The following is an 11,618-nucleotide window of genomic DNA, read 5'->3' as shown; positions in this document are numbered from 1 at the left end:
GGAGTCGAAGGGTGCCGAAGGGTCGAAGGGCCAACCGTCAGAATGCTTGGTTATTGTGGCACCTTATTCCTTTCATTCTCTATCTTTTATTGCTTGTAAATTTTTGAAAAAGTCAGAATATAGGTCGTCTTCCAAAAGCCGGGTCTGAACTTTTTTTAACTGTTCTATTAATGGGTCAGGTATATTATATCTTGCTCCTAAACTTCTACGTCTTTCTGTTTCAGTGAAATTTTGATATTCTTGCCAATGTATTTCTGGTGTATTAACCAAATCAATCATTTCTTTTAGAACTTCAAGAAGCTCCTTTGTTTCCTTAGCGTTCTGGTCAAAATAGCTTAGTTGTTTTAAAATGTCAATAGGTAATGCATACCGCCAATTTTCAATTGCGTTTCTTTTGTAATAATACCTACCACCTTCCTTGTAATTTCTGATTATTATTTTTTGAAGAATTATCGTGTCCAATGTAACAGGCCTGTCGCCAAAAAATGCCTTTTTAACACTTTCAACCTGTTTGACAGAACTTTCTGTAACCTGTTTTTTCAAAATTTCAACAGTCTGCTCACTATAGTCAATTCCATATTTTTCCTTGGCAATCCTTATTTCTTGGTCGATATAATTGTAATCCCTTTCAAACCTTTGATGGTATGCAAGATTGAGTTTTTCTTGACTTACTGTAGTCGTTAATTGTAGTACGAATGCAGTCAGCATACAGAGAAGGAACGTTGAAAAAATCCATCTTCCTGCTTGGTAAACAAGCCTAACCGTAAACCAACTTTGCATAAATACGACGATTGGTATCAAAACAAAAAGTATCCAATATTCTTCATAAAGATTTAAATGGTTGTCGTAACCTGGGGTGCCAAATAAAACTATAGGTAGGATTGAACCAAAACGAGATATTATCATCAGAATGACCCAGATTATTAATAAAGCATTCGTTCCGGAAAGCTGTTTGTAAATTCTGTCCTTTCTTCGATTTTGTTTTTATTCAGCATCCAAATCCATATTGTGATTGAAAGTCCCAATACAGAAGAAAGGAATGAGAAGAAATAATTGAAAAATAGAAGTTCATTTTCTTCTAAAATCAGCAAGTCAGCTTGCAAACTTGTTAATAAACGAAGAACTTCTCTTGAATGATTTAAAAACAATGAAATTGAAGTCGTTGAAATCAGTCCTGCAAGAACTCCAATCCAAAATCTCTGTGGACCGATATTCCGAATGGATATTTCCCTCTTTCTAAATCGAATGTTTGTCATTTAGCTCGGTCTTTCTATAATGTGCCATAATGGGATTCAACCTGGGAAGGTGGGCATTTGGAAACGTTGGCTCCCAACTTACTCCTAGCTCATTAAAATTCTGATTTTTCTATTTAATCGGAACCGCCCGCTGTATCCATGGTGATGTTAGACTCAGTTCTTTATCAGGTTTACTATCAGTTTAATCATCAAATCCCTTTGCTCAGGTAAACTTTGCGCTACTGCAAATGCTACCAATGTGCTTTCATTATTGTTTCTAATTCCTCTTTCATCCAAATAATAACCCTTCTACTCAAACAACTATATGAACAGGAATGAAACCACCTTTTTCCATATAGATATATAATGTTATTTGATGAAAATATTAATTCAATGCTTCAAAAAACCTTTGATTTCGAAATTACCAGGATTATTTATAGCATATTCAATTAAAACCTTCGATCCTACTTCTTTTTTATTGACTCTCTGAGAAAGTTTTTCCTTCTGGACATAGACTGAATCTCCAACTTGATAGGTTATTGTGATAATTTGAACAAATCCCATTCCTTTGGGTCCATACCCAAGTGCATTTTCTGTAATTACAGCTTTTATTTCTGCTGTTTTTGTCCAAGGAGCAAAGGGTATTTCAAAATTATTCCACGCCAGGTATAGAAAAACGCCAAGCCCTAATATTCCGATTATCCAAGGATTCTGCTTTGCCATTTTATAATTGAGTCTATCAACCTACTCGCTTTTTCAATTTCTTTGGGAGGTGTTATTTGTGAACAGGGAGGTTATTTTCTTTCTACCCAGTTTTCTAACTTTAAGTTTTTAATATGTCGGAAATCTTTTACGTTGTCGGTTACTAAAGTCATTTCATTTGCAAGTGCAGTAACCCCAATTATCAAATCAAACTCATCGTGTAGAGGCGTTCCTTTTTTACGTAGATAGACCTTGTTAAGTGCATACTGATCTACAATCCCAAAGATTGGAATTATTGTCAGTCCTCTTACAAATTTGTCAACGGCTTTGTGTGACCTTTTAGGATTATCGCTGTTTTCCGCTCCGTATTTGAGTTCAAAAACTGTTATTTCGGAAATAAAACAATTTTCAAGGCCTTTCTTCCGGATAATTCCATCAAGATTAAGTTTTCCACGCAGAAAAAATATGCAAATATTCGTGTCTAGCAAATATTGCATATGTTACAAATTCAAATCTTTTGTTCTGAACTTTCTGCTTTCCCTAATATCCTTATTAATTTCTTCTGCCGGCTTATCTGATGCAAATCCCCCGAAAGAACTGAAAAAATCTTTTTCATCAAACCTTCTGCCTTTCTTAATAGAATTTGTAAGCCGTTCGAGCAATTCCAATTTACTTACAGCACTTAAACTTTCAAAAAGTGCTGAATAAGTTTCCACAATATGGCGTTCCGCATGTGTCATACTCTGATTTTTAATAAATATACGAAATTTCTTCTTTATACTCATTTTTCATATTAGTAGGTTTCTCTAAAACTTTTTGGTAGCGTATTGCCTGTCTGAGCGAGCCAATATCATTTCAGTAATTGCCCTCGTTTTTCTACCATTTCCATCTTCAAATGGGTGGATGGTAACAAACCATAAATGTGCCATTGCCGCTTTAAGAACAGGGTCAACTTCTATTTCATTTTCAATCCAATCTAGAAGTTTTCCTTGCAAGTGCCCGATTTCACTTAATTTCAAAAGCACTTTCTTGCCATCCCAAGTAAAATCAGTCCAATTATCTCTGTTTTGAATATAAAAAGCCATATATCCGCAAATTATGCGGTTAATACACCTCCTAATCTCCGCAATTTTTGCTTTAAATAAGTTTATAATTCTCCACATTGCCCTGCTTTTTTTGATTGTTGGGTATAGTTGCGGCTGATAACCTGTCTTATTAATACCTATAAGGATAATAATAAGCAGTAAACCATCAGCACCCCCTTTATCAAACTGTAGCCTGTTAAACACAAGTGGAACTCAAAAATTAATGAAGCAAGGACTTAAAAGCGCTACTAGACAATCAATTCGTCTACTTTTTAATAATTTTACTGCCACGTAATTCCCTGAATTACCCAACAAAACCAATCCAATCCCCATAGAAGAAAGCTGACTCGGAGCTTGAGTCCAATCCCGATCGATCGGGACTACAATGAACCGAAGCCTTACTTCGCATCATTGTAGCTTAATTGTTCTCTGCTGGCTTTTTCTTTAATTCAATTTTGCTTATTCCAATATAATAGCCTGATTTTTTGAAGAATTAACTCTAAGATTTTTCTATCTTCCCTTGCATGACTTAATTGATATAACAGCTTACTGAGTTTAATTACAATCCTCTAAGGCTTCTAGTGTTTCGATTAGTTCATCAACGCCATAATTCATTTTTTTAATCGCTGCTGAAATATAATTTTTAGCATTTGATAGATAATCACTTAGGTAATCAATATTATCCTCGTAGGCTGCACTTGACAATTCGCTCATTGCTAAATTAAGTTCCCTTTTAGCTTCATAAAAATAATCTTCGGCATCATCTGCATTATCCTCAGCATCAGAACAATCTATATTTGAAGCTTCATCTTCGGCATCATCTGCTTCATCTTCTGCATATCCGATATCTCTTTTCGCATTTCCAATATAGCTTTCAGCATTACTTGCATATGATTGAATATCATTGAGACTATTATCCTTATCATAGCAGGATTCTATTTCGTACATAGCACTTTTTATTTTCTTTAAGGCATCTTCATAATATTCATAGGAATCTTCAATTTGTTCGACCACTTCTTCTTTTTGACCAAATGCTAAATGGCCCAACATTATTAGTCCGATTGTAATTATTTTTTTCATTCTTTTTTTTTATTTGCCTTCAACGTTTTGGCACTTTGAGATGGCTGGAAGTTCATAACCCATGAATTTTCAGCTTAACGAAAACTTGATGCGAAACGATAATTCTACTAAATTCCAGCTAAATCAAAATGGCTGTTAGCGGTAGTGCCTCTATTTTTTTGCGTAATCAATTAAAATTCTTGTTTTTGGTAATACTTTTAAATTCTGCCTATCTGATTTGTCAAAACCTGAATTTTCTATAATGTCAGTACACTTCTTAAACGCTTTTAAAGCTTTGGCGTCATCATTTAAAATTAGCAACAACTCCCCACAATATTTTTCCATTTTTTTGTGATTATTTAAAGTTGGTTGGTTTTCTTTTTCAGTTATTATTCTGAAAAGCATTAAAATATGAAATCTTACTTTTTTAAATGAACTGTCTATACTTCCTTTTCTAAAAAAAGATTCTAATTTGTAAAAAGCAAAAGCACTTGTATAATAAGGGGCATATGAATGGACGTTGTTGAAAATTTGAGCTTTACCTTCATTAAGTCGTTTTACGATAGTTCCAAAGAAACTTGTTACATTATGAGGTTCATCTAAAAACATTGCAGCGAAAGATTTTATTTGATATGGCACAGTTATAACTTTTGATTTCAGTACACTGTTGTCCGAATTATATTGTTTTGCTCTTCTTTCATAATATATTTTTGCATCGCCTGCGTATGAATTGTAGTATTGTTCTAAACTTCGTTGAAATTGTGTTAAGGCCGCTAATTGCTCTTTTTTAATTGGTGTTTGATTATTAGTTGCAAGTGTAATTCTGGTTTTAATTTCATCATCATTTGTTGCAATTAATTTTATAGGTATTCCAACATTATTAATATTATCACTTTTTCTATTATTATAAAGAACGTTACTTGTTTGACAACCATTTACAATTTGATAGTCTGAAATTGTAAATTGGTCTCCTGTTGGCGATATTGAACTTGCAACAATTGTTACTCCATTATTTAGTACACTAAATATTTCCGAGTCTTCATTATTTAGTGTTAAAGCGATTCCACCATTTACGTCATTATTGTCTCCTTGAAAATCTCTTACATTATCTTCAAATACATTTAAAATATTGTCTTCGCTATCTGAAACAATTTTTAAAAATTCAGAGAATGGCAGAAGTCCGATATATGCTTGAGATACACCATTTATTTTAGGTAATGTAATTCTATTGTTGAAATTTATAGTTGTACTTATGGTTTCCTTTGTTTTCCTATACGCTGTTGCCAATTCTCTCGCACCAAAAGGATTAAAGTTAACTTTTTCAAAAAGGTTAGTCTGTTCAAGATTTCCAACCCCATTTTCAATTATTCCCTTTAAATTGGCATCATTCATCCATTTCCCTGTAGTAATGTAAAAAAGTTTAATTGAAGGATTTTCTCTAAATCACGGTGCTTTATTAAATATATAGTTAGATACTTCTGCAAATTTTTTAATATCATCATTTCTAACCAATTTTGGTTTAGTTGAAAAAAAATCAAGGACTCCAAACATAAAAGTATTTATATCAGCACCATCAAAACTCGGGGAAGTTTTCGATTGCACAAACAGGTATTCAATTTCTAATGAATTGTTTTTTTCTAATAAATCATCCACTTCGTCAGTGCTTTCAACAAGTTGTCCATTCACAATTATTGCTATACCATCAATTCCTGTGTCATTTCCATCTCCAACTGTTAATGTTTCAATATCAAATGTCTTATTGTATTCGTTAGAGACGACAGTATAGTTTGCTAACTTTTCAAAATCTTTTGATTCGTCTTCAGAAATAATTTCTAAATTTGATAACAGTTCTGTAATTAAACTTTCGGTTATTCTGTCCATATTTTCAGTTTACTTTAAATGTTCTTTTTTTTCGGCATTACCGCTAACGGGATTCAGCTTGGAGACGGCGGGCTTTCTGAGACGTTCGCTTCCAGCCTATTATTCCCAACTTCTTAAAGATATTGATTTTCATATTTACTCGGTTCTGCCCGCTGTATCAAAGGTAATGTTATGCATAGGCATTCCTTGGGAGTAATCAATGATTAAATATTTTAAATCCAATTCACTACTAAGTAGATTTACTGTTTTTTCTCCAATACCTGAATAGTTTTTCACTTTCTGCTTGGGCAAATGTCCATAGGGATTTTCAGTCAATTCTCTAAGATCACTTTTATAGACTGACTCTTCAAGAGACCCACTAATTAATTCCACTATTTTTCCTGAATTAAGAACTATTGAGATTGTATTTAACCATTTCCAATAATCGAATTGTTCCCTTGAAATCCAACCATTAAACGTGTACTCATAAAAGTGATGATATTCAAGTAATAAAAATTTCACATCTTTATCTCAATCTTTCTTTTAAATAAAAATGAATGAAATCTTAAGATTTCACTTGCCTTATTAACTGTTAAGTATTATCTTTTTCCTTTAATTACCTCTATCTCTTTGCTCCCTATATCTATATCAAATTCAACAAATCTTGTTCGGAAGGGAAAATCAATCTTCATAATTTATGGATGTTTAGTCCTCCCTTCAAAAATTATTTTGTCTCGAACATCTTTTAATTTAAGTGCTTTTTTAATGGATGAAATTGAAAAATAGATTCCAATTATTATCAGGAAGATGAACATGTCCAAAAACTCCAATTTAAATTCATCCTATTCAGTTTTGTGAAGAAAATATATTGTAATAAAAATGAGGACAGGAAGGATAACAAATAGAATTCTGTTAATTAATATTTTCCTAATCATTTGGATGTCGGTTCATTTGCTTATGCATAACGTTTGGTATATGAAAAGTAGGCGATTATGAAGCACTAAACTTTCGGTTAAGTACAAAGTCTGATACGAGCCAAAAACCTTGAATTTAGCACTGTTTCGCCTATTTTTTATATACATTGTTACAAGCTGGTATTTTCCACTTCGTTTAATTTAAACTCTTTAGCATTTTTATTAATTATTGCAATTAGCGTATTTACAAATTCAGAAAAGTCAGTTCCTTTTTTATTATTTCTTGTGGTATTATACCTCTATAATCTATCAAATGAATTGAATCCGTTAGATTTTTTTCAGCACTTAAATTTTCCGAAATTAAAGGCTTAATTGTATTTCCTATGTTGGTTACAAATTTTGTAAGTGGCAACACTTCTTCAATAGGTAAATGGTATTTGTCATTTATACCTGAATATCGAGTTATATCTACAGAGCAGAGTGCATAGTTTTCGTTTTCCTCAACTGCTCTTTGAAGTTGAAGTTTACTCATTGATACTGAACTAACAGAACTCCATCTTGACTTTACTTCGATAAAATATATTGGTTTTTCATCTATAATAATAACAATATCTTGTCCTCCTTGAATATCTGATGTTTCTATTTCTTTGCTATTATCGAAAGTGACTCTTTCTTGTAATTCAAATGATAGTTTTTCTCGAATAAGTCTTTCTATGTTTGTTCCAATTTCATATTTATGTCGAAAGTCTGATTTATTTTCAATTTGTTGTTGGATTAATGTATTGGCGACATTAAGTATATCTTCAAAGTTTGATTCTTGTATTAATTTTCCAAGACTTTTTAATTGAGATTCTTTTAGCGTTACAATTGAAAAAATATCATCTTTTGTATTTTCATTTGTAACTATTTCAAGCATTAAATTAGCTTTCTTATCATCTAGTCTTGGAAATAGTTCAGCATATTCTTTTTTACTTAATTTTGAAATTATACCAAGTATTTCCTCTTTGAATGGGTGTTCGTTAATATCTCTTATATCTGTATTGAAAAAAGTTTCTTCAATTTGTGTTGTAAGGTATTTAGTTGTGATAAATCTATCTTCTGCTATGAAACTATTGAATTCTTTATAAACTAAATCTTCTCTAATTTCTTCAATATTAACTTTGTTATACAAATCTTTAATTTCTATCAAAACTTCTAAATCACGCTTCAAATCATTAATAGATTTTAACTGATTTATTTGATTTGGAAATATTTTTGAATTTGAAAAGACATCCTTTAAACTATCTTCGTTGCAATTTGCAATGTCAAGTAAAAACTGAATATTTTTTTCTACCCAAACTTTGTTATGAAATTGCAATAAATTGCAAAAGGCTTGAGCTAAAATTTTACGTGCTGACCTAATATCAAGATTGTCTTCTAAATTGCTAAGGTTATTTAATTCTATTAGGTCATCATCTAGCGTATAATAAATACTGATAATTTTAGTAAGATTAATAGGTTTACTCTGTGAATTAATGTTGTTGCTTAGTTTGCAATATTTAATAAGGCTCTTAAAAAAAACAAAATCAATTTTTTCGATTGAAGCATCTATATCATTATAATCATCTAGTTCAGTTGATTCAGGAAGGCATATTTTAGAACTAATTTGTAATTCATCTAATATAGTTTTCACACTATTAGAGAAACTTTTTCTATTAAATGTTTCGTAATGAAAGTTGAAATGGAAATCTGTATGAATTAATTTTTCAATTGAATCTGGGATTAATATTTTACCAATGTTGATTAATGTCTCGTTTAAGTCCATAGGTGTTAGTAATGGAGCTAAATAACGAAATTGACCATCTAGATTTGGAAGTAAAGTCAATTCTGAAAAATATTTTGTTTTCTCAATACCAATTAAATGACTGTAATAATTAATTAATGTTGATTTATTAAAACTAGATAATTCTTGTTCAGAAATATATTCTACAATATTTTTATGACCAACAAAGATTAGGCTTTCGTTTGACCATTCATTTGCATATTCACTCCACATTTGAACAGACGAACTGATAGGTAAGTTGTCTTTAAATTTTGATGTTATTTCGTAAATCTCATTAAAACAATTTATATTCTCTAAAATCTCTTGCTCAAAAAAGCAAACTTCATTAACTGGTTTAAAACCAGTTAATGTTTCAACAATAGGCAATGCTTTAAATTCTTCTGTCCATAATGATTGTAAACCTTCAAAATACTCGTTTAAAAGCGTATTCTCAGAATCTCTTTGAAAATTTATTTTAGCATATAATAAAGGGTTTGAAACCTTTAGAACATTGCTCTTTAGAAAATCAAAGATTATTTTGGATGCCTTTTCAATTAATCTAGTATTTTCTTGCTCTTGTTCCTGAACTTGGTCTTTATTACTCTTTAAATGAATACCATCTCTTGGTTCGGTAGGTAGGAATTGTTTACAGTTTATAATAAAGTTTAGGCCAAAATCCTCTGAACCGATTAATGGATAGTATAAAAATAAACGAGCTATTCGCTCTGGAAACGTATATAGTTCTAAATCTTCATTAATTGGTAAGATAATTTCAATTTCGTCAGTTTCATCAATAATTGAATAGACTATTTTATTGTTCCCGTTTAGTTTAATTGTTGTTTTAAAAAGATTGATTCCTTGATGGTTAGGAACTTTTATTTTTGATATTCTTTCAAAGAAAGTCTGTTTATTATCTTTTAGTATTTCAACTTTGTTTAGTCTATCATTGATTGTTAAAACAATCGGGATATAGTCTTCTAAATCTTTGCTTGATTCTTCAATGTATTTTTGTTCTTGCGAACTTTCTGGTTTAAAAGTAAAAGTTGTTTTATTGGTATGATTTGGTAAAATAGCACCTTCTCTTATTAGGTTATAAACTTTTTCTTTTTGATTTTTAATATTTTGGCTAAGTTCTTTCCATTCTCTAGGACTTCTGTCTATTAAGAAATTCTTAATCTCAAAATATGTTTCCTTTGCTTTTAATACAGAGTTAATTTCAAATTTTCGTCCAAACGTATGAGTTGTTAAAAAACCTGTTCCATATTTTCCTACTTCAGGAAGTTCTGATTCATCTCCATACTTTCCACTCACTTGTTTTATTAATGAGATAAAAGATTTAGTGTTAAATGGCGAACCATTATGTGTAAAGGAAAAGCCATTATTTCGGTAATCAATAGTAACTTCACAATTCTCCGATAAATCACAAGCGTTTTGCACTAGTTCCCAAACTGCTCTATTTGAGGAAAATGAATTGAAGTTTTCAAAACCTCTAATCATTTTATCTGCGTGTTGCTTTAAGTCTGATAATTCAGATTCATTAATTGCATTATTTAGAATTTCCTCTCTCTCTAATTTTGAAGTTTCTTCCATTTATTTTGTTTGGTAGGATGTTTTTTTATACTTGCTTGTAACGGTTAGTATAAGAATAGTAGCCGATTGCGTGGCACTTTCCTGTTAAGTTACAAGAAAATTGAAGCGGGCTACAACCCTTGTATTTACTGCTATTTCGGCTATTATTTTTATGCATTGTTGGGCACTGGTATTCTACTCTCTAGTTAAACTATAATTTTAAGACTTATTTTTTCAATATTTATATCATCTATCCATTCAGTAAGATTTTCAGTTGCTTCAAATAAAGCAAAAGCTTCTTCATTTTCTATTTTAACATGTCCACCATGAGCAACTATATTTCTATTTTCAATCCAAAAAACTCTAATAACTTCATAATGTTCTGGCTTTTCATTTTTATAATTTAAACCTATTATTCCTTCTAGAAATTCACTCACTAAACCAGGTAGAAATGTACTGCTTACTTTTTTATTTAAACGATATTTTTTCACAAATTCATCTCTATAAAACACATCTTTTGTAGATATTTTTTCATGTAAAAGTTTGAAGAATTTATTTATGGTTATATCAAGTGAATTTGCAACATTTAAAACAACTTCTCTATTTTGATTTTTTGCATATTGATATATTGCATCTAAATATAAAGTTCTAGCAAAATCAACATCAATATTATTGGTCAAATTATCTATTGCATTTTTCCATATTTCTAGATTTATAGGAATTCCTTTATTGTAGCGTATTATTGTCAGTAAATTTGAATGATGCTTAAATCTCTCGATTGCACCACTTCTTTTAATCATGCCTTCTGTTGACACTCCTTCATTATCCAATCTAGGTTTACCAATCCAAAATTGACCGGATAGATTTCTTAAGTGAGAAATAAAATTATCTATAAATTTAGGGGTATCATTTGCAAAATCTTTGGAAGTATCAAAACGTATTGTATCAACAGGTGAATAGCTCAAAAGTTTATCAGGAAGGTTAGAATCAGAGAGTTTCAGTTTTGTTGCTTTATCAAAACTGAAAAACGGATTTTGCTGAACATACATTCCAATGTGATTTATTGATTCATCATATAAAGGATAAGAACTAATACCTTGAGGAACAGGTAAATTTTCTTTTCTACCTTTTGAATTAAAATAAAATATTGGTTTGAAAGTAAAATCATGATTATATGGATATGACTTATATGGTTTATGTAATCGAAAATCGATATCCATGAATTTAAAAAATAAAGCTTGATTTAAAGACTTAGAGTCAATTATCATATTGTGTGAAAATGTATAGAAATGTGCGTATGTAAACATATTAATTTATTTTTTATGACCATCCATTGCAGAAAGCTTCTCGTACTTGTGCCCAACGTGATTCAGCTTGGAGACGGCGGGCATTC

At 30.8% G+C, this 11,618-nt stretch carries 11 protein-coding genes and 1 pseudogene; all 12 read right to left on the bottom strand.

Features of this window, described 5'->3' with window-relative positions:
• Window positions 1–72 precede the first annotated feature (72 nt).
• The gene (locus tag ADICYQ_RS03625; RefSeq protein ID WP_152520453.1) at window positions 73–780 is read right to left on the bottom strand and encodes a hypothetical protein; all 708 of its coding nucleotides are present in this window, start codon (window positions 778–780) and stop codon (window positions 73–75) included.
• 143 nt (window positions 781–923) lie between these two features.
• Window positions 924–1,256, bottom strand: coding sequence for a hypothetical protein (locus ADICYQ_RS03620; RefSeq protein WP_040414353.1), 333 nt, complete (start codon window positions 1,254–1,256; stop codon window positions 924–926).
• Between the two features lie 369 nt (window positions 1,257–1,625).
• The gene (locus ADICYQ_RS03615) at window positions 1,626–1,958 is read right to left on the bottom strand and encodes a hypothetical protein (RefSeq protein WP_020891680.1); all 333 of its coding nucleotides are present in this window, start codon (window positions 1,956–1,958) and stop codon (window positions 1,626–1,628) included.
• A gap of 71 nt (window positions 1,959–2,029) precedes the next feature.
• Entirely contained in the window at window positions 2,030–2,434 is a 405-nt protein-coding gene (locus tag ADICYQ_RS03610) for a type II toxin-antitoxin system VapC family toxin (protein ID WP_020891679.1), read from the bottom strand.
• Window positions 2,435–2,437: 3 nt separating this feature from the next.
• A complete protein-coding gene (locus ADICYQ_RS03605) occupies window positions 2,438–2,677 on the bottom strand; it encodes a hypothetical protein (protein WP_020891678.1) in 240 nt (79 codons plus the stop codon).
• A gap of 90 nt (window positions 2,678–2,767) precedes the next feature.
• A pseudogene (locus tag ADICYQ_RS29235) lies at window positions 2,768–3,022 on the bottom strand (Fic family protein); the annotation flags it as partial.
• A 555-nt stretch (window positions 3,023–3,577) separates the two neighbouring features.
• Window positions 3,578–4,102, bottom strand: a complete 525-nt coding sequence (locus tag ADICYQ_RS03595; protein WP_040414351.1) for a hypothetical protein — start codon at window positions 4,100–4,102, stop codon at window positions 3,578–3,580.
• Window positions 4,103–4,252: 150 nt separating this feature from the next.
• Window positions 4,253–5,473 (bottom strand): AIPR family protein, encoded by a 1,221-nt coding sequence (locus tag ADICYQ_RS03590; RefSeq protein ID WP_020891674.1) that lies wholly within the window; start codon window positions 5,471–5,473, stop codon window positions 4,253–4,255.
• A gap of 51 nt (window positions 5,474–5,524) precedes the next feature.
• Window positions 5,525–5,962, bottom strand: coding sequence for a hypothetical protein (locus ADICYQ_RS27565; RefSeq protein WP_020891673.1), 438 nt, complete (start codon window positions 5,960–5,962; stop codon window positions 5,525–5,527).
• Window positions 5,963–6,097: 135 nt separating this feature from the next.
• The gene (locus ADICYQ_RS03585; RefSeq protein ID WP_040414348.1) at window positions 6,098–6,463 is read right to left on the bottom strand and encodes a hypothetical protein; all 366 of its coding nucleotides are present in this window, start codon (window positions 6,461–6,463) and stop codon (window positions 6,098–6,100) included.
• 636 nt (window positions 6,464–7,099) lie between these two features.
• Window positions 7,100–10,246 (bottom strand): sacsin N-terminal ATP-binding-like domain-containing protein, encoded by a 3,147-nt coding sequence (locus ADICYQ_RS03580; RefSeq protein WP_020891670.1) that lies wholly within the window; start codon window positions 10,244–10,246, stop codon window positions 7,100–7,102.
• A gap of 185 nt (window positions 10,247–10,431) precedes the next feature.
• Window positions 10,432–11,445, bottom strand: coding sequence for a hypothetical protein (locus ADICYQ_RS03575; protein ID WP_146948633.1), 1,014 nt, complete (start codon window positions 11,443–11,445; stop codon window positions 10,432–10,434).
• Between the last annotated feature and the right edge of the window lie 173 nt (window positions 11,446–11,618).

This window comes from Cyclobacterium qasimii M12-11B, assembly GCF_000427295.1.
Lineage (GTDB): Bacteria > Bacteroidota > Bacteroidia > Cytophagales > Cyclobacteriaceae > Cyclobacterium > Cyclobacterium qasimii.
The sequence above is the reverse complement of the archived record's forward strand: the minus strand, read 5'-3'. Positions and strand labels throughout refer to the sequence as shown.